The sequence below is a fragment of the Cutibacterium sp. KB22876 genome, assembly GCF_059728865.1.
The window spans coordinates 565,276-586,704 of record NZ_AP040858.1; the positions used below are offsets into that span (position 1 = coordinate 565,276).

At 60.3% G+C, this 21,429-nt stretch carries 16 protein-coding genes; 8 read left to right on the forward strand and 8 right to left on the reverse strand.

Annotation, left to right across the window (positions count from 1 at the left end; genetic code table 11):
- Position 1 precedes the first annotated feature (1 nt).
- Together AC6I1W_RS02600 and uidA are read left to right on the forward strand one after the other, a co-directional pair.
- Positions 2-2,536, forward strand: a complete 2,535-nt coding sequence (locus AC6I1W_RS02600) for a glycoside hydrolase family 31 protein (RefSeq protein ID WP_117188335.1) — start codon at positions 2-4, stop codon at positions 2,534-2,536.
- Positions 2,533-4,317: a beta-glucuronidase gene (gene uidA, locus AC6I1W_RS02605; RefSeq protein WP_117188333.1), complete on the forward strand. Its 1,785-nt coding sequence runs from the start codon at positions 2,533-2,535 to the stop codon at positions 4,315-4,317. Before AC6I1W_RS02600 ends, uidA begins: the two co-directional genes overlap by 4 nt.
- Before the next feature lie 31 nt (positions 4,318-4,348).
- Here uidA and AC6I1W_RS02610 read toward each other — a convergent pair whose 3' ends face one another.
- The 5 genes from AC6I1W_RS02610 to AC6I1W_RS02630 form a co-directional block, all read right to left on the reverse strand.
- Entirely contained in the window at positions 4,349-5,356 is a 1,008-nt protein-coding gene (locus AC6I1W_RS02610; protein ID WP_065672900.1) for a LacI family DNA-binding transcriptional regulator, read from the reverse strand.
- Positions 5,357-5,445: 89 nt separating this feature from the next.
- On the reverse strand, positions 5,446-5,862 hold the full coding sequence (locus tag AC6I1W_RS02615; RefSeq protein ID WP_117188331.1) for an RbsD/FucU family protein: 417 nt from the start codon (positions 5,860-5,862) through the stop codon (positions 5,446-5,448).
- A 1-nt stretch (position 5,863) separates the two neighbouring features.
- Complete coding sequence (gene fucP / locus AC6I1W_RS02620) at positions 5,864-7,204, reverse strand: L-fucose:H+ symporter permease (protein ID WP_117188329.1); 1,341 nt, start codon at positions 7,202-7,204, stop codon at positions 5,864-5,866.
- On the reverse strand, positions 7,198-8,160 hold the full coding sequence (locus AC6I1W_RS02625) for a ribokinase (RefSeq protein ID WP_069102164.1): 963 nt from the start codon (positions 8,158-8,160) through the stop codon (positions 7,198-7,200). The genes fucP and AC6I1W_RS02625 overlap by 7 nt, the downstream gene beginning before the upstream one ends.
- Positions 8,157-8,795, reverse strand: a complete 639-nt coding sequence (locus AC6I1W_RS02630) for a KpsF/GutQ family sugar-phosphate isomerase (protein ID WP_065672904.1) — start codon at positions 8,793-8,795, stop codon at positions 8,157-8,159. The genes AC6I1W_RS02625 and AC6I1W_RS02630 overlap by 4 nt, the downstream gene beginning before the upstream one ends.
- 340 nt (positions 8,796-9,135) lie before the next feature.
- Between AC6I1W_RS02630 and AC6I1W_RS02635 the strand changes: the two genes are divergently transcribed.
- Entirely contained in the window at positions 9,136-12,516 is a 3,381-nt protein-coding gene (locus AC6I1W_RS02635) for a PPi-type phosphoenolpyruvate carboxykinase family protein (protein WP_117188327.1), read from the forward strand.
- A gap of 296 nt (positions 12,517-12,812) precedes the next feature.
- Complete coding sequence (locus AC6I1W_RS02640; protein ID WP_065672906.1) at positions 12,813-13,514, forward strand: (2Fe-2S)-binding protein; 702 nt, start codon at positions 12,813-12,815, stop codon at positions 13,512-13,514.
- On the opposite strand, the gene AC6I1W_RS02645 is transcribed toward AC6I1W_RS02640, so the two are convergent.
- On the reverse strand, positions 13,463-14,146 hold the full coding sequence (locus AC6I1W_RS02645) for a hypothetical protein (RefSeq protein WP_117188423.1): 684 nt from the start codon (positions 14,144-14,146) through the stop codon (positions 13,463-13,465). The two genes, AC6I1W_RS02640 and AC6I1W_RS02645, sit on opposite strands and share 52 nt — an antisense overlap.
- Before the next feature lie 197 nt (positions 14,147-14,343).
- Between AC6I1W_RS02645 and AC6I1W_RS02650 the strand changes: the two genes are divergently transcribed.
- The 4 genes from AC6I1W_RS02650 (at position 14,344) to AC6I1W_RS02665 (ending at position 18,169) form a co-directional block, all read left to right on the forward strand.
- On the forward strand, positions 14,344-15,693 hold the full coding sequence (locus tag AC6I1W_RS02650; protein ID WP_171048521.1) for an aminotransferase-like domain-containing protein: 1,350 nt from the start codon (positions 14,344-14,346) through the stop codon (positions 15,691-15,693).
- 248 nt (positions 15,694-15,941) lie between these two features.
- Positions 15,942-16,889, forward strand: coding sequence for a D-alanine--D-alanine ligase family protein (locus AC6I1W_RS02655; RefSeq protein WP_065672909.1), 948 nt, complete (start codon positions 15,942-15,944; stop codon positions 16,887-16,889).
- Complete coding sequence (locus AC6I1W_RS02660; protein ID WP_063279858.1) at positions 16,882-17,595, forward strand: SURF1 family protein; 714 nt, start codon at positions 16,882-16,884, stop codon at positions 17,593-17,595. Before AC6I1W_RS02655 ends, AC6I1W_RS02660 begins: the two co-directional genes overlap by 8 nt.
- A 127-nt stretch (positions 17,596-17,722) precedes the next feature.
- Complete coding sequence (locus AC6I1W_RS02665) at positions 17,723-18,169, forward strand: DUF3817 domain-containing protein (protein WP_371258408.1); 447 nt, start codon at positions 17,723-17,725, stop codon at positions 18,167-18,169.
- A 218-nt stretch (positions 18,170-18,387) separates the two neighbouring features.
- Here AC6I1W_RS02665 and AC6I1W_RS02670 read toward each other — a convergent pair whose 3' ends face one another.
- Positions 18,388-19,317 (reverse strand): ParB/RepB/Spo0J family partition protein, encoded by a 930-nt coding sequence (locus AC6I1W_RS02670; RefSeq protein ID WP_065672910.1) that lies wholly within the window; start codon positions 19,315-19,317, stop codon positions 18,388-18,390.
- Complete coding sequence (locus AC6I1W_RS02675) at positions 19,314-20,306, reverse strand: ParA family protein (RefSeq protein WP_065672911.1); 993 nt, start codon at positions 20,304-20,306, stop codon at positions 19,314-19,316. Before AC6I1W_RS02675 ends, AC6I1W_RS02670 begins: the two co-directional genes overlap by 4 nt.
- Positions 20,307-21,429 lie beyond the last annotated feature (1,123 nt).

Consider the following 21,429-nt stretch of genomic DNA (forward strand, 5'->3'; position numbering starts at 1 on the left):
CATGGACACGCTCCTGAGAATCACCGATCACTCGACGACCGGGTCGAACATCCGGCTGACAATTGACGACCGATGGTGTGCCTCCGTCACATTTGTGACGCGGGCCATCGCCCACGTGCGAGTTTTCGACATCGGCGGTCCCCAGCTCGATCGTACTTGGAGCATCAGCCCCGGCCCCGACGTCACCGACCACACCGGCTTCGGCCCCGACGACCTGCTCGACCACTCCCCCGCCCCGGCGTGGCAGGGCAATTCCCGCGACATCGGGCCCATCGAGGACGTCGAGGTGACGACGACCGTCGCTGACAGTGCAGCGGAGATCGCCCGCCACCCGGAATTCTCCGGGGTCTATGCCGACGAGCCGGTCGATTCCCCCGATCCCGACGAGAAAGCCTTCATCGTTGGTACCGACTCCCTACGGGTCATCATCCGGGACTGTCCGTTGCGGATGACCTGGCAACGTCGAACTGACGGCTGGGTCACGGTCAGCGAGGACCGCCCCACAGGTGCCTACGAGATCGGATCGCGGACCGGTCGGGTGGCCCATCATCGGGTTCGCAATCTCGACGACCGGTACTACGGGCTCGGTGAGAAGGCCGGAAACCTGGAACGCACCGGACGTATCTTCGACATGCGCTGCCTGGATGCCCTTGGTTACGACGCCAGCAGCACTGACCCGCTGTACAAGCACGTCCCCTTCCTCATGACCCGCACCGCCAACGGAGCCTTCGGCATCTTCTACGACAACCTGTCGGCGTCGCGGTTCAACTTGGGAGCGGAAGTCGACAATTATCACCGCCCCTTCACCTCCTGGCAGGCCGACCACGGCGACATTGACTACTGGGTCATGACCGCCGACCAGGTCTCTGGCCTCACCCCGCAGATCCTTCGCCTCACAGGAGACCCAGCCTTCCTGCCGCGTTGGGCCCTGGGCTACTCCGGTTCGACGATGCACTACACCGACGCCCCGGACGCCTCCCACCAGCTGCTCAAATTCATCGACCTGCTGCGGGAGCACGCCATCCCCTGTGATTCCTTCCAGCTGTCGTCGGGGTACACCACCATTGGGCCGCGTCGGTACGTCTTCACCTGGAACCGTGACAAATTCCCCCAACCCACCGACACCACCGCGAAGTTCCGTGACGCCGGCCTTCATCTAGCGGCAAATATCAAGCCAGCCCTGCTTACGACCCACCCTTATTACCGTGACGCCGCCGAGGCGGGAATCTTCGTCACCGACTCACCAACCGGCAAACCCGTCACCTCGATGTTCTGGGGTGGCCACGGCAGCAATGTCGACTTCACCAATTCGCGCGGCGTCCAGTGGTGGAAGGACAACGTCCGCCGCCAGCTCATCGACATGGGTGTGGAATCCACCTGGAACGACAACAACGAGTACGAATTGTGGTCCGAGGACGCCACCTGTGACGGTTTTGGTCACCCGGTGGAACTCGACCGGATCCGCCCGGTGCAGGCCCTGCTCATGAATCGCGCCTCCTACGAGGCCCAGCGCGAGGCCGCTCCCGGCGAGCGCCCCTTCCTCATTTCCCGGTCCGGACCGCTCGGGCTGCAGCGCTACGTCCAGACCTGGAGTGGTGACAATTCCACCTCCTGGCGCACCCTGAGGTACAACACCCGGATGGGCGTGGGGATGAGCATGTCCGGCCTGGTGAATTTCGGCCACGACGTCGGCGGTTTCGCCGGCACCGCTCGCCCCAGCCCCGAGCTCTTCGCCCGCTGGGTGGCCAACGGCGTCATGCACCCGCGATTCACCATTCACTCCTGGCATGACGACGGATCGGTCAACGAACCGTGGATGTATCCGGGGATCACCGACATCGTCCGGAGCATGATCCGGCTGCGATACCGGCTCATTCCGTTCCTCTACACCTTGTCCTACCTGGCGGCAGAGAGACGCGAACCCATCGTCAACCCGGTGTTCAGCCTCGATGATTCCCTCCTCGAGGAGTCCGACGACTTCCTCCTCGGACGTGATCTCCTGGTCGCTTCCGTGGTGGAGGAAGGTCAGGCCACCCGTACCGTCACCCTTCCCGACGTCCCAGGCGGCTGGTTCGAATTCGACACCGGCATCCACCACGACCCCGGCACGGTCACCCTCGATGCCCCGCTCGACCGTCTTCCCCTACTCGTTCGCGCTGGAGCGGGAATCCCACAGTGCACCCTTCCCGAGCCCACCGACGAGATCATCACGACGCAGACTGTCGAAAACTCCCCGCACCGGATCGTTCTCTACCTTCCTGATGGCGAGGGCCATTCGGAGGGGTTTTTCTTCGATGACGACGGCCACACCTATGGCTACCGCGATGGGCACGGATACTGGTTGACCTGGACCGTCGACCACGACGCCACCACCGTCACCGTCCACACCCACGTCGAAGGCGACTACCAGCCACCATGGGGAACCATGGACTTCGCCCTGCGACCCAGCGACGACCGCACGATCACGGTCATCTCCGAGCTCACCCCTTCGGCCTCAAATCAGCATCCCACAATAGAGAGCACCGGGAGGCCATGATGCTTCGACCACAGGACACCCCTACCCGAGAAACAAAGTGTCTGTCGGGAATGTGGCACTTCGCCTTCGACGCCGAGGACCGCGGCCAGGCCGAGGGATGGTTCACCCAGCTGCTGCCGGAGCGCACCGAGATGGCAGTTCCGGCCTCCTACCAGGATCTCTCCACCGACCCCGCAGTCCGTGATTACGTCGGCCCGGTCTGGTATCAGCGCGAAGTCCGCATCCCGCGCGGCTGGGCCGAGGATCGCGTCGTCATCCACTTCGAGTCCGCCACCCACACCGCCACCGTCTGGGTCGACGATGTCGAGGTGGCCAACCATGCCGGGGGCTACCTTCCTTTCGAGGCCGACATCACCGACCACGTCCGCGCCGGCGAAAAATGTCAACTGACGGTGCGCGTCGACAATCGACTGTCCTTCCAGACCATTCCGCCGGGCATCGTCGTCGACTCGCCCGAGGGCCCTAAGCAAAAGTACTGGCACGACTTCTTCAACTACGCCGGCATTCACCGCGATGTCTGGCTGTGCAGCCGTCCGACCTCACATGTCGAGGACGTCACCATCACCACCGATCTCGACGGGGATGACGGAATCGTCAGCTGGACGGTCCTCTCGCGGAATTCTGACTCCCTGACGACCCAGGTGACGATTTTCGATGCCGAGGGCTATGAGGTCGCCAATGGGATCGGTGCCTCCGCGACCACCAGCATCCCCTCGGTCCACCTCTGGCAGCCGGGTCAAGGCTACCTCTACGAGGCCGAAATCTCCCTGCTCAACGGGGAGCGCGTCGTCGATTCCTACCGTCAGGCTTTTGGTGTGCGCACGGTCCGCGTCGACGGAAATCGCCTCCTCATCAACGGAGAACCGGTCCACCTGACCGGATTCGGCATGCACGAGGATCACCAGACCATCGGAAAAGCCCACAACGACGCCCTCATGCTGCGGGACGCCGCATGCCTTGAATGGATTGGCGCGAACTCCCTGCGCACCTCCCACTACCCTTACTCCGAACACGTCCTTGACTACGCTGATCGTCACGGATTGCTCGTCATCGACGAGACTCCCGCAGTGGGCATGAACATGGGCTTGGGAGGCGGCATTTTTGGCGCCCAGGGCTACACCACCTTCTCCGAGGAGACCATCAACGGCGAGACCCAGAAGGTTCACACCCAGGTCATCCGCGACCTCATCGCCCGTGACAAGAACCACCCCAGCGTCATCATCTGGTCCATCGCCAACGAGCCCGAGTCCGAGACCGAGGCGGCAGAAAACTACTTCCGTCCCCTCTTCGACGTGGCCCGTGACGCTGACCCCACCCGCCCGGTGAGCTTTGTCAACGTCATGCTCGCCCCGTACGGGGCGTGCCGGGTTTCGCAGTACTCCGACGTCCTTCTCCTCAACCGTTACTACGGCTGGTACGTCGACACCGGTGACCTCGCCGCCGCCGAGCGTCACTGGCGCGAGGAGATGGAGGGCTGGGCTAGCGAGAACAAGCCGATCATCATCACCGAGTACGGCGCCGACACCATGCCTGGCCTGCACCAGACCCCCGCTCAACCGTGGAGCGAGGAGTACCAGGTCGAGGTCCTCGAGATGAACGAGCGGGTCTTCGACTCCTTCGACGCCGTCATCGGCGAGCAAATCTGGAACTTCGCGGACTTCGCGACCACCAGCGGCACGATGCGCGTCGGTGGCAACCGGAAGGGCATCTTCACCCGGGATCGCCAGCCCAAGATGGCCGCCTTCCACCTTCGCGGGAGATGGCGCGGTACGGAACAATGATCGGCGGCCTCCCCATGGCGAAGGACTAGAATCAAACGCGCATGGTGGACTCCCTGACGACAAGTTGCGGTGCAAGGACCACGCTGCGTGGGCCTTCGGCCGTACCCCGCCCAAACTGTTCGATCAGGAGCTTCGCAGCCATTCTTCCGATTTCCGTGACCGGCTGTCGAATGACCGTCACCCGGGGAGTTACGAGGGAGGTCCAGAACTCGTCGTCAACACCGATAAGGCCAACACGGTTGTACCCCGTCCACCCAGCCTCATGGAGTACACGGAACGCAGCCATAGTCAGCGGGCCGTTCGTCGAGAAGAGACAGTCGAATTCCTTGCCCGACCCGATCAATTCCCATACCGCGTTTTCAGCTCCCAGCTCACGGGTGTCAGTCTGAACCACCAGCTCGGGGTCAACCACCATCCCACGTTTCGCTGCTGCGTCACAGAAGGAATCCGCACGCGTCCTCGTCGAGGACACGCGACGGGAGCCGGTCAACACTGCTGGACGCTGAAAGCCACGCGCGAACAGGTGCGACGCGGCCATCGCTCCAACAGCACGATTGTCGACGGACACAGACGCTCCCGTGTACCCATGAACAAGACGATCGAAAAGAACCAGCGGAATTCCTTTTTCCTGGATGAGAGCTGGGGCCTCAGATCTGTCCGATGCGACGGCGAGGACTACCCCGGCCGACCGCTGCTCGATAGCGGAAGCGACATACCGCTCCTCATTCACCAATGATTCATCGGTGTTGCCGACTGAGACCTGAATGTTGTGAGCGGATACCGAGGATTCGAAGAAGTAGGTGAATTCCGTGAAGTACGGGTTCTTTATGTCGGGCATGAGTACGGCTACTGTGTCCGTGCGTTGCTGCCGGAGCACTCGACCGGTGGGATTGGGTCGGTAATGCAACTCGTTGACGGCAGCACTGACACGGTCACGCATCCCAGGATTGACGTTTCCGATCCCGTTGATCACCCTCGACACAGTAGCGGTCGACACCCCGGCTGCCGCTGCCACATCACTGATGGTTACTCTTGCCACGCCGACATCCCCTTCACCTCAGAATAGGGGCACGAGTTCTGGACCCGTGCCCCTCTCTGTTTTCTCCTAATCAGAGCCATGAGTCAAGCTCAGAGTGCGCCCTTCTGGAGCATGATATTGCCAAACAGTGCTCTGTCGCCCGATTGAATGATGCCAGCTGCCTTTGCTCCAGCGTCGTAGAACGGATACCTGTCGAGCTGACCAAACTGGACTCCTCCTTCATGTCGTTCAACAATCTCCTCAAACTGTTTCCACACTGGAGGCTTCGTATTGTTGCCGGTCGACATCAGTGTCACCGGCGCGTCAACAACTCGATCCAGCGGGAAAAGTTTGAGAACTGCATCCAGCAGATCAGTCAATTTGTGCCCATCAGCGCGAATTACTCGCGGATTGTTCGTTGTGGCAGGGTAGTTCCCATCTGCGATCAATAGTGTGTCACCATGACCCATTTCCATCATCAACTTGACCGCGTCGGGTGACAAAATATCTGGAATCTCTTTGAGCATCTCAGTTCTCCTTTGAATTAACAGTTTCCACGGCCACCTTCTTGTCACTGCGGGCCATATGGACAAAGTATGCAAGGATGATGACGTAGCAGATAGCCGAGACAACGAATGACTTCTGCATCGATCCCATCGTATCCGAAGCCCATCCCTGAATAACGGGACCGACGGCTCCACCGATGATTGCCATCACGATAATGGCGCCTCCTGTTTCCTTGTATCGGGGTTCTTTGACACACTCCAGCGCGGAGCCATATATCGTTGGCCAGCAGGGTGCGAAGAACAATACCGAGGCCGTCGCGGCGTAAACCGAAGTCATACCGGGGCCGAACACCACATAAATCATGCAGATGGCACCAAGGACAGAGTAAGCCTGAAGCACCTTTGCAGGACGGAACTTGCCCATTAGCCAGGACGCTGTCCCCCGACCGACAAAGAAGAGCGCATAGGAGATCAGCATGAAATTGCTCGCCGCACGTTCGTTCAGGTTCCGGTCAAGTTCGAGGGCAAGACGGATTGTGAACGACCAGACGGACGTCTGCATCGCCATGTACACGAACTGGGTCACAATGCTGATGACGAAGTCTTTGTCGTGTCGAAGATAATTCAGCGTCTCACCCAGACCAGCCTGTGGGCCGCCATCTTCCTTGATCGGTTTACAGGTAGGGAAATCAGTGATGATAAACATCACAAGAATGACCATCAAAATGACAATGATCACTTTATAGGGCTGCAGGGTGGCATTAAGCGATTGTTCGGCAATGGCGTGCTTCTGGGCCTCAGACGTCGCCGCAGCTAGCTTGCCCTGCAAGGAATCACCGCTCCCAAAAACCAAGTACTTACCCAATAGGATACCCGCAATCGAGCCGATCGGATACATGGTCTGGCTGATGTTTAGCCGACGTGTGGATGATTCTTTAGTACCCATCATCGACGAATATGTGTTGGCCGAGGTCTCCAAGAAAGATAAGCCGACTGCGATAACAAATAGCGCTACAAGGAATACACTGTAGGTTCCTACGTGACCCGCCGGAATAAACAAGCAACAGCCAATTATATATAATATCAAGCCAATAATAATGGCTGTCTTGTAAGTAAATCTTCGTATCAATCTGGCAGCCGGTATAGCGATAACAAAATAGCCGAGATAAAAAGCCGTCTGCACGAATCCTGTCGCTAGGTCAGACAGACTGAATACGCTCTTGAATGCCGTAATCAGGATATCATTGAGAGCAGCAGCAGCTGCCCAGAGTGCAAAGAGCGTTGTCAACAAAGCGAACTGGATTCTCGGGGTTCGGTCAAGATACCCGTCAGGGTTCAACGTGGATGCATCTTGGATCAGCATGAAGCGCCTCCCCGCGCGCCAGCACCAGTGTGATCGTTCATGAACTGGATGACGTCCGTCTTTGCCGGCGCACTTGTGCCACTCCCCCTCTTCGTAACGGAAAGGGCTGCGGCTGCATTCGCGAAGTCAATCGCCTCGTCAATCTCCATTCTGGCAGACAGAGCAGCACTGAGGGCGCCACAGAAGGTGTCCCCAGCGCCAACGCTGTCAACCGCCTTGACTCGGTAACCACTGACGTGGCGGGGTGTGCCGTTCGGATCACAGATGGCGGCACCATTGTCCCCAAGGGTGACAATGACGACGACTGACACCTGATCGGCAAACCTCTGCGCGACATCAAGGATGTCCTCAGACCCGCCTAGAATCCCCATGGATTCCGCGAAAGCTAGCAACTCTCCTTCGTTGGGTACGAAGAGATCGACAAATTCCCAGATCTTGGGAGGCAAGTCCCGCTGGGGTGCAGGGTTGAGGATGACCTTCGTTCCCGCCTCATGCGCAATTTCGGCTGCTCTCACAACCGAATCCACTGGTATTTCAAGCTGCAGCAACAGGACATCAGCCGAAGTGATCTCGCGGGCAGCATCATCAACATCCTCAACGCTGACTTCGAGGTTAGCGCGCGGAATTATGATGATGGCGTTGTTTCCGTCAGGGAAGACAGAGGGCATTCCTACCCCGGTCCCTGATCCTGGGGTTGTCGACACCTTCACATGACTGTCATCGATGGCTGCTGCATGCATTGCTGAGCGAAACTCAGCACCGAAACTGTCGTCACCAAGTCGCCCAACCATGATGACATCAGCATTGGTTGCAGCAGCGGCCATAGCCTGGTTGAAGCCTTTGCCACCAACTGATTGCCTGAAAGAAATTCCTCGAAGTGTTTCCCCGATTCTCGGTTGCCTTGGGGTGTCAACCATCAGGTCGTACATAAAGGATCCAACGACTGCCACGCTCATGAGGAAACCTCCTCGTTCATCGTCAACTGTGCGCCCAGAGCCCCGCCCGGATGTCGTTGTGCGAAATCCTCTGCGGTAAACGATTTCGTGCTCATCAGACCGACGGCCAGCGCATCACCGATTACGAGGGTTGCCGTTGACGAGGATGTGGGTGCAAGATTTAGTGGGTCCGCTTCACTCTGGATCCCAAGACGAATCGTTGAGGCAGCGTATCGGGCAAGCGGCGAATCAGCGTTCCTGGTGATGGCGACAAACGGGATACCCCAGCCGTGAAGCATATTCGCAAGAGCACAGACCTCGGCCGTGGAGCCTGAGTTTGAGATGAGGATGCCGACATCTCCTGGGGCAAACTCCCCTGAATCACCGTGCAGCGCCTCGCCTGACTGCACGAATGCAGCAGGGCTACCCAGGCTACTCATGGTTGCAGCTATCTTCCGCCCGATATGGCCGGACTTTCCGAGTCCGGAAACGATGATCTTCCCTCGGCACTCCTGCAGAACCTTTAGGGCAGGAATGAGATCTTCCTCAAAATGCCCACGAGCCTTCTTAAGGGCGTCGATCTCAAGGTCGTAGGCGTCCAGTGACGCGTTCAGCATCTGCTCGACAGCATCAGTGGGGTGTGGACTGTGCAACATCAAGAACCTCCATCGACAGTGATGAGTAATCGTTTACCCGAGGTGTGACAGACTATAGGTGAAATCGTTTACTCAATCAAGAGGTTCGTAGCCTTTCATCCAGAGCGAATCACCGCCTGTCCCTGATGAACGGCAGAAAGCCTTGTGGTGCCCGTGTCGTCCAGCACCTCGGCCACACAAGTGCAACTGACGTGGAGGGAGCCCACGTGTCGACCCACCGAACGTCAAGAACCATCCACACCTACGCAGGCCGAGTGCCCTGACGCCCATCTCCACCCCTCTTGGATGCCCGTCTGACCACGCTCATGGAAACTTCACAATTTCAGGGGACAATGGATCCATGGCCACCCAAGCTCACACCGACTCCGTGAACCTCAGATTGGCGCTCAACGGCCTGCCACTGCCGACAGCCGCGCGCGCCTCCGACATCGACGTCGTCGCCCCGGTACTTGCTCGCCAACGGGAACTCAGACGGGAGATCCCCGAGCTCCTCTGCCCGGCTGACCGACGCATCCAAGCATTCATCGACCGTTACCTCGGCGAGGACTCCCCCGTTCATCCCCACCTGCCCGAAACCACCCTGACTCTCGATGAGCCCGGTCTGGCCCGAGCCCTTTCCCTCCCGGTCGACGGTGACGAGTTCACCTCCGACCTGGTCGCGAGTTACCGGGTCGCCAACGGCGTGCTGCACAACCCGCGCAATGACCGCCGCACCACGGCCGGCGTCTTCCACGTCGCAGAGGGCGGTCTGGCAATCCCCGACGACAAGAAGGCCGTTCCGATCGAGGTCGTCGCTCGTCTCCTCGACCTCGCCTTCCAGGCCCCACCGGAACACACCCTGCTCCCCTACACCTCCACCCAGCCCGTGGAGCGTCAGGCTCACACCTGGGTGTCCCTGCTGCTCCGCCCGCTCGTGGTTCCCGAGATTCCCGACTTCGTCTCCGAGCGTCGGATGGAGATCCGCTTCTTCGCCCCCGGTGGTCTGGTCTCCAACCTCGATTTCGTCGAGGGGATCTTCGGCAACGCCGGCGATCCGCTGCTGCCGGGCAACGATTCCGCCCTCGCCCCCGCCGGATGGACCGGCCACAGCGGTTGCGTCATCCTGGCCCCGCACCTCAACCTCGTCCGCAAGGTCGACCTCGGTCTGCCTCACATTGATCAGGCCACCGACCGGCAGCGTCGCGACGGAATGTGCTGGTCCGATGAGTCCGAGCTCTACAACGAGGGCAAGCCGTTCAAGCTGTGCGCCCGTGACGAGTCCGGAGTCATCCTCACGATTGTCGCCGACAACTACTTCGGCTACTGCAAGAAGGAGGTCAAGACCCAGATCTCCTACTCCGCGAACCTCTTCGGACTGGCCGAGGAGGAGCACTCCGGCGGTGCCCGCGCCTACCGTTCCCACAACCAGGGCCAGGAGTACGCCACCCCGAGCTGCCAGCAGACGGTTGCCGACGTCGTCGCGGACAACCCGGATGACTTCGAGATGCTCGACAAGGGCCATGCGAAGGTCCTCGGCATCGACAACGTCCTGCTGGTGCCCGGCGGGACTAAGTTCAGCCTGCGGGATGGCACCGTTTCCTGGGATGACGGTGCACAGTCCATCCCGATGCGGGCCGACACCGAGTACCTCTCCCCTGACGGCTACCGCATGACGATGATCCACAACGAGGCCGACGACCAGTGGTACCTCAAGGGCACCTACGGTGAGTCGACTACCCTGCACAAGTGCTGCACCGTCTCCGGTGGCGGCAAATCTGAGATCTCCAAGGCGATCTCGGACACCTTCCTGCAGGGCAACGCCTACGTCCCGGACTTCGAGGCCGACATGAATGCCGTCGAGGACATCCTGCATCGCGACTTCTCGACCCGATTCGCCGATCCCGAGCTCAATGGCAAGGATCACCGTCCGATCCTGTCGGCGGAGCGTTCTGTCGGGTCGGTCATCAAGCTGCTGACTCCGTCCTCGGACTTCACCGATTGGTACAACGACTGGATCAACTCCATCCCGTCGTTCCGCAAGGAGCTCGTCTTCACCATCAAGCGCTACTACAAGCCGGAATGGGGTGACGACTGGCGCTCCCACTTCACCGTCGCGCCGACGAATGGTCGGCACGGCAACATGGTGCGACTCGACGGCCAGAAGATCCTAGTGAGCATGGCTCGCGTCGGTTTCCAGCCCGACGGTTCCTGGCGTTTGTTCACCCTGCGCCACGACTACGCCCCGGCTATCAAGGTCCAGACCGAGGACGACATGACGGCCTCCATCGTCACCTCTCCTGGCATGGTCACCGGTCCAGAGGGCCTGTCGCGCAAGGTCGTCGCCAACTGCGAGGCTCTCCTCTTCCAGCGTCCTGACGACGCCATTCACCGTGGCTATGACACCCAGACCGAGCGCGACATGAGTGAGCGTGGCCTGTTCATCTCGAATTATCAGCCGCTGACTCGCGAGGACGTCACGGCGATGCGTGACGACGTGGTGACCTTCTCGAAGTTCACCAAGCCGATGCGCACGTTCCTGTCGAATTTCGCCGACTCCGATCCTTCCGAGGAACCGAAGTACATCGTCTCCAGTGCTGATCCGCGCCTCATCGACGGGGTGCGGTCGCGTAACCCGCGTTACCTGCAGATTCGTCCCGACATCGCGAAGCCGCGCGAGACGGCCATCGCGAACCTGGCCAGCCACCTGTATCACGGCCGTCGGGTCAACGAGCCACTACCGCTCCCGGTCGACATCGTCGCCGCTGGACGGCGCAACAACCCGCCGGAGGACAAGATTCCGGCTCTGTGCGCCTACAACCCACTGCACTACATGGAGCTGCCGGAGCTGTTCATGGAGTTCATCTCCTCCATGACCGGCAAGAGCCCCTCGACGACGGGTGCCGGTTCGGAGGGGGCGCTGACGAAGGCTCCGTTCAATGCCCTGCCGGCGGTCTTTGACCTCAACTCCTCCTTCCTGTCCTTCGTGCTGTCGGGTTACGACGGCTGGCTGTCCTCGGCCGGGTTCATCGGGCCCAACGTCGAGGTGGCCCACGACATCTCCCTGCTCGTTCCGGAAATCTTCTCCCGGATGTCGCCGACGGAGAGGGATGCCAAGACCCTCATCGAGGGCGGGTACCTGGAGAAGATGGAGGACTTCGAGAAGGACGGCGAGCTCATTCTCGCTTCCCGTCTGGGCTACCGCATGACCGAGAAGTTCATGCGCGCCTACTTCGGCCGCATTTTCCTGCACCCCGATACGGTTTTCACCCCGGAGATGCTGCGTCCGGAGCTGCAGGACGCCGAGATCTTCGCTGATTCGGTGCGGACGATCTCGATGACTCACGCCCGGGTGGCCAAGGCCTACTTCGACGACGGGACGATCTCACTGGCCGTGCCGCCGATTCGGGCCCTGCTCGAGGTCATGGCCAACGGGACCTGTTCGGAGGGCTGGACCCTGGACGATCCCGAGTTGAGAGAAATGTTCACCCATGAGTCCGTGCTGGCCTCTGACTGGTATGCCGAGCGCCTCGACGCCAAGCAGGCCGAGGACGTCCGACGCTCCGAGAGGGGCATCGCACAACTCGAGGAGTTCATGGCTGACCCGCGCAACGCCGCCGCCTGCGAGGAGATTGACGTCCAGGCTCGCCTGGATCACGTCCGTGGCTTCCACGACCGGGCCGTCAGTGAGGAATACCGCCAGCAATTGGTGGGAACCCTCGGACGGCAGGTCAACTTCCGCTGAGATTGACGGTCCCGGGTGATGTCACCCGGGACCGATCTCTCCCTGCGGGGTCTTCCACAGCCGCCCTCCTCATGGTGGCAAAATCCCCGCCTCGCCAAGGATCGACGCATCCGAGTGCCTCAGCCCTGTCCGAGATGGAGCTTTTGCACCCGGATCCTGGTGACTGTCCCCGGAAGGTTGTCGTGTGCCTGTCACCAACCCCGCTCGCTGCGAAGGATCAGCGTTTTACCGACGCCCCGGGTCCAAAAATCCCAATTCAGCTGCTCCTGCCACCGTGGGGGAAGCACCATGGGTGCGTGGACATCATCGATCTGACTGCAGCGGGTTTCGACGAGTGGGTCAGTGTCGAAAACCACCGATCCAACGAGGCCCCCGCCAATTCCTGGCTTCCCGCTACCCAACTGGTGACGCCCGAGGTCATGGACCGTCGCATCAACCACACCCACGAGGCCCTGCTGGCCCAACGCCACGAGGGAAGGGCCGGTCACGGTCACGATGTCGCCGCAGCTCCCGGTCCAGTTCCCCGTCGGGTCGCCTTGTCCGCCACTCAGTTGGGAATTGTCGCCAGGCTCGTCGTGCCAGTGGTGACAGCACGGGCTCTGGGCCACGATGTCATTTTCCCCCGCCTGGAGGATCTCTGGTTCCAGGATGTGCTTCAGGCTCCGATTCCGGTGTCAGTGGCCTGGAAACCAGGATCGGCGAAAATCACCGACTCGGCAGTGGAGAGGATCACGGATGCTTTCATCGTGGCCGGGCTGAGCAAAATTATTGCTCGCGACAACCTCGCGTCGGCCGTGAGCACGTCGGTGGTCATGATTTCCCGCTGCCGTCCTGATCTACGCCAGGCCGCCATCGACGCTGCGACCGAGTTGTTGATCATGGTCGACCCTCGCCCTGGTATTACTGCTGGTCCAGGGTTCCATCGACGTAGTTGCTGTCTCTACTATCAGGTGAGCGGCTCGCGAATGGCCTGCTGCGGAGACTGCGTCCTGGTCTGAATAAAAGTCGCCGGCGGTTCGTGATCATGGCGCACTGAACCCGTCGGCCATCGCAATCGACCGACGTCAGCTGGAGCAAGTCCGTTACCACGCAGCCACCCGAACAAGCGTTCCGCCCACGTCTCCTCGGTCTTGACTGACCTACGCAGATCCAGCCTCATCCGTCGAACGGGCCCCGCGCACATGGGGTCGGCCTCCTGGAATCCCCACGACTCCAACCAGGTCACCGGCGCAAGCCGCCGATCAACCCATGGTCCGACGACAGCACCGGCCTCGATGACCGGAACCGACCCGTTCAGGCGTGCTGCCAGGAACGAGGTGCGTACTCGCCCCCAAGAAACATCATTTCGATGAGGCAGGAAGCCCACCAGAACCGCTCCCCCGGGTGTACGGGGAATTTTCGACATCGGGTGTTCGACGGGAAGACAGGATTCGGGTGCCACCAGGATGATCCCGTCGACCTCGTCTCCGTGCCGGCTCGCGACCCCGAAGAACCCCCAGGCTCGGCATGCGGCGTCAGCCCAGTCAGGAAGGGACGAGTCGGCGTCAATCCCCCAAGGACGAAGATTTCCGGAAACACCAAGGGATGCGGCATCTTCCCTCGCCAGAGTCGTCAGGTGTCTGACTCGCACGATGCCTCCTTCGTTGATCCCCAACATGCCCTGTGGCGGTGAACACTACCGACAGGGCTTTCTGTGACGCCCTGTGGGTGAAATAGACCACACTCGTACGAGTGTCATTCTAGATTTCCGAGGCATTGGTGGGGCACAGTGGGAGGGTGAGCAGCACAGACCACATCATCAGGAAGCCTGTCCCTTCGACCGACGACGTGCGCATCAATGCCGCTGCCGCTGCTGCTCCCAAAGCCGCCGAGGCCATCACAAGCCGTCGCGTCGATACCACCTTCGACAAGTTCCATGATCGCTACTCCATCCGCACTCTCGGTCTGAAGACCTCCCCGGTTCGGGCTCTCTTCGCGGTGGCGAACCGTCCCGAAGTCGTCTCGCTGGCCGGTGGCATGCCGAACATCGCCGATCTTCCCCTCGACGTCGTCGGTGAGTCGTTGAAGGAGCTCGTCGACACCCGCGGTGCCGTCGTCATGCAGTACGGATCGGGCCAGGGCGAGCCGGAGATCCGCGAGCACATCTGCGAGGTCATGGCCGTCGAAGGTCTCATCGCTGACCCCGACGACGTCACCGTCACCTGCGGGTCCCAGCAAGGACTCGACCTCGTGACTCGAATCTTCTGCGACCCGGGTGACGTCATCATGGCGGAATCGCCGTCCTACGTCGGAGCGCTCAACACCTTCGCCTCGTACGAGGCCGAGGTCATCCACGTCGACATGGACGACAGCGGCCTGGTGCCGGAGTCGCTGCGCGAGGAGGTGACGGCGGCCCGTCGTGACGGCAAGTCGGTCAAGTTCCTCTACACCATTCCCAACCACTCGAACCCGTCGGGAATCTCCCAGTCGGCCGAGAGACGACGTGAGATCCTGGCCATGGCAGACGAGCTCGACCTTCTCGTGGTCGAGGACAATCCGTACGGTCTACTCAATCTTGACGAGGATCCCTTGCCGACCCTGAAGTCGATGGATCCCGAGAACGTCGTCTACCTAGGCTCGTTCTCCAAGACCTTCGCTCCGGGGTTTCGCGTCGGGTGGGTGCTAGCCCCGACCTTCGTGCACGACAAGCTGGTCCTCGCCCAGGAATCGGCGACCTTGTGCCCGCCGGTCTTTTCCCAGTTCGCCATTTCCAGCTACCTGACCCACTGGGACTGGCGCGGACAGGTCCGAAGCTTCATCGACATGTACCGCATCCGTCGCGACACCATGTTGGCTTCCTTGGCCGAGCACATGCCTGAGGGGACGACGTGGACTCGTCCGTCCGGTGGATTCTTCGTCTGGTTGACGATGCCTGGAGCGGTCGACTCGGCGGCTATGCTCCCTCGGGCCGTCACCAAGCTCGTTGCCTACACCCCGGGAACGGCTTTCTACGCCGACGGACGGGGACAGCGCAATATTCGGCTGTCCTTCTGTTACCCGACGCCTGAGCGGATCAAGGTCGGAGTCGAGAGGCTTGCCGGTGTGATGCGCGAGGAGCTCGAGATCGCCGAGACCTTCGAGCTGGCTGATGGTCGAAGTCGTTCCCGCGATCTTGGGCCTGGACCAAACCTCGCCTGATTCCGCACGGACGGTTCCGCGGTCTGTGAGGGTCTCGCCCCCGGGTCCGACGCCGTGTCCAGCTCACCGGACAATGACTCATGGGACCGCAAGGTTCACCTGGCCACTGACTGAGAAATCGGAGATTTGTCGATTTATCTGCGAATCGATGTGAAGAATCCGCGTATGGCCGCGGTTGTGTGCCCTGTCTGGCTGTCACGGGAGGGTCGGTATCCCCATCATCGTCATGACGCTGGTTGAATGGTTCCATGTTGCAACCAGTCGTCGTCCTCGCCGGGGGGCTCAGCCACCAGCGCGACATTTCTCTGAAGTCAGGTCGCACCGTTGCCCAGGCGCTGCGGCGAGTCGGGCATGAGGTCGTCGAGGCCGACATCGACTCCTCCCTCATCGAGACCCTACGTGCCAACGACGGAGCCGTCGTCTTCCCCATGCTGCATGGCGGCCTGGGAGAGAACGGCGCCCTTCTTGAAGTCCTCAAACTCATGGGCATCCCCTATGTGGGGTCGGGACCGGCAACCTGCCGTATTTCCTTCGACAAGTCCATTGCGTCACGAGCTGTTGCTGCCGCGGGTGTCGTCACGCCGCAGCAGGCGGCTCTCCCCCACGACATTTTCCGAAAGCTTGGAGCTCGGACCGTCATCCGGTCCATCTTGGAACGGTTCGGACTTCCAGTCATCGTGAAACCAGCTCGGGGAGGCTCGAGCTTGGGGGTCACGAAGGTCGACGATGCCGCAGACTTCCCCCAAGCCATCGCCAATGCGTACGCGTATGACGACATGGCAGTCGTCGAGGAGTTCATCACCGGTACTGAGCTGGCAATTGGCATGATCACGACCTCCGAGGGGACGCGAGTGTTGCCTGCCGTGGGGATTCGTCCGGTCGGCGGGGTTTATGACTACTCGGCGATGTACACCGGGGGCGAGACCCGTCTGACGGCTCCCGCCGACATCAGTGACGAGGCTGCCGAGGCTGCAACTGAGATGGCCCGCATCGTCCAGCGCGTGCTGGACTTCTCCGGCATTTCTCGCGTGGACGCCATCGTCGATGAGTCTGGTCGTCCGGTGTTCCTGGAGGCTGGCGCTGCTCCCGGCATGACGGCAACGTCCCTTGTCCCCGTGGCCATGGAAGCTGCTGGCCTGGATCTCGGCGAGGTGTGTTCGCAGCTTGTCGACGACGTCGCCCGTAACCATGGTTGAGCACAGCACGACTTCACGATCCAGCTCTGCTATTCGTGTCAAGCAGACGCTGATCATGCTGATCGGCACAGTGCTGGCCGGGGTGATGGTCGTCCTCGGCCTGTGGCAGATGAATGTCTTCGAGTCCCAGCAGAACAATTCCACCCAAGCCCGTATAGATCAGCCTGTCATCACGTGGAACAAAGCTCCCAAACGAGCTGACGTCATGGCCCAGTACGGGCGTCGGGTGAGGATCACCGGCACCTTCAAGCCATCGACCAGCACAATGGTGGGGACATCATGGCCTGTCAGAGCCGTCGAGGGAATGCGTCTCACCTCAGGTGAGACGATCGCTGTCGTCAGAGGCCAGATTTCCAAGGGTCAAGAAATTCCCTCAGCTCCCTCGGGCACCGTCACACTCACGGGTGTCCTGGCTGCTTCGGAGTCCGACGAGCACCGCAACCCACAGATGCCGGCGGCTGTGCTGCCGTCGCTTCGATTGGAGGTGCTGACCCAGACGTGGCCGCAACCATTGGTGCCGGCAACACTGACCCTCATCGAGCAAGATGCTCGTGCCCAAGGTCTGTCCCCTGCCCAGCCCGTGCTTCCCAAGGGAGATGGCGGCGAACGCAATCGTGGTTATGCCCTTCAATGGTGGGTGTTTGCGATCTTCACGATCGCTATGTCCATTGCCTTCACCAGAGCAGCGGGGAAACACAAGGATTGACTGGTGGCCGGTTCAGAGCCGGTTGGCCGGCATCAGTACTCTGTTTCACGTGCAACATTGCGACGACGTGACCAGCGACGACTTCTACGCTGCCTCTTCAACAAGCGAGGCAATAGACACGAGTGACGTGCGTGGCAGTGCCCACGATCATGGGTCCAACCCCGGTTCGACTGGGAGCGCTGCTGACGCCGAAACAGAGCCGTGGATCGAACCTGACGACATCTCTGGGGTACGCAAAGCCTTGATCGTCTACCGAGTCATGGCCTATCTCGTGGGCACCTTCTTGGTCGTCCTGGTGTGTGTCGCAATGCCACTGAAGTACGCGGCCGGAAGGCCGACCATGGTCAATATCGTCGGCGTCTCTCACGGATGGCTCTATCCCGTTCTCCTCATCACGGCCTACATCTTGGGACGCAAGGCAGGATGGCCGCTCACGAGGTTGCTCATCATTGCCCTCGCTGGAACCGTGCCGTTTCTGTCCTTCGTTGCCGAGCATTTTGCCCGTAAGGATGTCGACCGCCGTATTGACGAGGCAAAGGACTACTGGGCTCACCACGAAGTACCCGCTAAGTGACGCGGCTTCCGTTTCGGAGGCTACGTGAGTCGATGCCCCCAAGAGCTCAACCACAGCGAGCCCAGGGGCCTGGACATGCCATCAACTGCCCGTAGCTCCTCGAAGCATGGGAGGCCTTCGCCAGTCGTGTGGACTCAAATCCCCTGATCACCAATCACCCATGACAATGTCCCTGGCCACCGCTTCAGCATCAGCCAGGGACATTCGTCATGTGATTATCACTTTGACAATATATCGATAAGTCGCTCTAACTCGTCATCATCGCTGAATGCCATCGTGATCGTGCCCCGACCGTTGCGACGCTTCACCTTCACCGCCGTCCGGAAACGCTGGGACAGCTCATCTCCCAACTTCATCGCCTCCGTGTCCCTCCCAGGCTTCTTGCGCTGATGCGGCTTGACCTCGGTGGTGTCATCCAGTGTCTGCCGAACGAGTTCTTCTGTGGCGCGTACTGACAAGCCTTCCGAGACAATGCGATCGGCTATCTTGCTCTGGAGGTCTGGATCATCCAGCGACAAGAGGGGACGCGCGTGCCCAGCGGTGATATCACCCTCGAGGAGTCGCTTCTGAACACCTGAACTCAGCTTCAACAGGCGGATCGAATTGGCAATTTGCGAGCGAGAGCGCTGAACTCGCTCAGACAGCTCGTCCTGAGTACAACCAAAATCATTGAGCATTTGCTCGTACGCCGCGGCTTCTTCCAACGGATTGAGCTGGACGCGATGGAGGTTCTCGAGAAGAGCATCTCGAAGCATGTCCTGGCTCGCTGTCGTACGTACGATCGCGGGAATAGTCGTCAGACCAGCCTGACGGGTCGCACGCCACCGCCGCTCACCCATGACGAGCTCATATCCATCGTCAACAGGCGTGACAACCACAGGCTGCAAAACGCCCACCGTCTTGATCGATTCTGTCAGCTCCGTCAGGCCATCGTCGTCAAAGATTTTGCGTGGCTGTTGGCCATTTGGCCGGACCTTGTCAACATCAATGAGCGCGAATCGTGATCCTTGGACTCTATCTTCCGCAGCGGCGTCCGCGAAGTCTCCCTCCTCCTCGGGGATGTCATCATCATCGTCATCGAGATCAGTCCTCTGGAAGAACTCCCCAAAACCGCGGCCCAGTCCGCTGTGTTTTGCTCCCACAGTCACAACTCCTTCGTCTCGGAGGTATCAACAGGCGAGTCTCCGCCATGCTTACTGGAATCCGAGACAGGCGCGTGTCGCTTGGCGAATTCTGCTGCCGCCTCCCGGTATGCGACGGCGCCGGCGGACTTCGGCTCGTAGGTCAGAACACTACGGCTGTAGCTTGGCGCTTCCGACACACGGACGGACCGCGGAATCCGCGCCTTCATCGTTTCGCGTGCAAAGTGGGTCCGGACCTCCTCATCCACCTGCGTGGACAACCTGGTCCTGCCGTCAAACATCGTCATAAGTATCGACCCAAGGCGGAGATCCTTGTTCATCGCACGACGGACAGCGTCAATGGTGCGCATGAGCTGAGTAACGCCTTCAAGGGCGTAATACTCACATTGGATAGGGAGCAAAACCTCGTCTGCAGCGACGAGTGCATTAAGGGTCAGCAGGCCGAGAGACGGCGGGCAGTCGAGAATAACGTAGTCGACCTCGTGAGTCTTGAGATACTTACGCAGCGCTTTCCGTAAGCGGCGCTCCCGCCCCTTCACATCAACAAGTTGGAGCTCTGCTCCGGAAAGATCAATCGTAGCCGGTACGACTTCGAGACCGGGCGCCTCCGGGCTCTCCTTGGCGACGAGGGCAATATCCTCCTCATCAATGAGGACCTCGTACGTTCCCGGTGTACCTGCCTCGTGGTCGATCCCAAGAGCTGTCGATGCGTTGCCCTGGGGGTCGGTATCGATGACGAGCACTTTTAGACCACTCATGGCCAAAGCGACGGCAAAATTGATTGCTGTGGTGGTCTTCCCTACTCCGCCCTTCTGATTGGCTACAACGATCGTGGCGGGTCCGGTGGGACGGGGGAGTGTCAATGGCACAGCAGATGCCGTCGAGCCATCAGCACGGTCGGCTGCCGTATCCTTTGCGTCAGGCACCTCGGGCCCATCAAAGGCCGCCCGCTTAGGTGCTCCGTCATAGATGGGGACCTCGTCGGTCATGCGCATCCTTTCCGTTGCGAGCGGGAGTGACGTTTCACGTGAAACACCGTCGCTTGGTCACTCTACCGGGCACATCCGCCAGAACCAGAGACATTTCCCCACCTGTGGATAACTACTCATCTTCACCATGGGCACCTGTGGATAACCCCATACTCCTGGTGGATAACTAGACCATAGGCGATAGCTCAAGAACATACCGGCTGAAAAGCCGTCGAACCGTTCTGTCCGACAACCCCGGATCGCGACTCGTCACTGCTGAAACTCGTCATAGGCTACATCGTGCGACAGGTACCCTCAGGCGGATTGCCTCTCTTTATAACCACGTCGTGGGAATGTACATCGTCCTGCCAAGCGGACAGTCCGGCCTGCACTCATTCCTCCACCCGGACTGCCATGACGACGGCCGCTACCTACGGTTTCGCGACATGACCAACGAATCCAAGATGCCATCGTCCCGAGAGCCAATGGCCCATGATCACATTCCTTGGACTGCTCGAGATTCCGCCCTGTAAGGATGCTCCGCCGAATACGGGCTAGCAGTTCGGCTGCTCGATGAGCCTGACGTCCCAGCTGTTGAGTTGATTGCTCCGGCTGGTGAGGCTGTCGAACTGGTCGTTTTCGTGCACTGCCGTGGCTATCTGCCTCCAACATCCCCTCTGAAGGCGATGCGATCGACGGGAACGAATCTGGCTACATACCGGCAGACAGTGCCGCGACCTCGTTCAACACGGTGTTGTTGACGTCCGTCGACGCGGCACCAATAACGTTGGTCAGCACTGTGCTGGGTGATGTGAGCGGCAACCTCGCCAACAATGTTGGACGGCACAGTACCGGCTCAGGATGGCACCGATGGTCGTGGTGGTGTTGGTGACGCCAGTGGGAACAGTGACAGGAGTTGCTAGGGAGGAGACCAAGGTTCGTCGCTCGGTACGTATTGGCAAAGCCATGTCGATCAATACCGTCGGATCGCCTGGGAGATGGCGTCAACGCCACGCCTGGATTGGTGTTTCACGTGAAACACCGCCATTCCATCTCGCTCAGGTTGGATCGAACTGCCGGATCGCCCTAGCAACGCAGCCGGCAAAGCGCCTCATCGACCCAGACTCCAGCGGCCCCTTTCAAAATCACA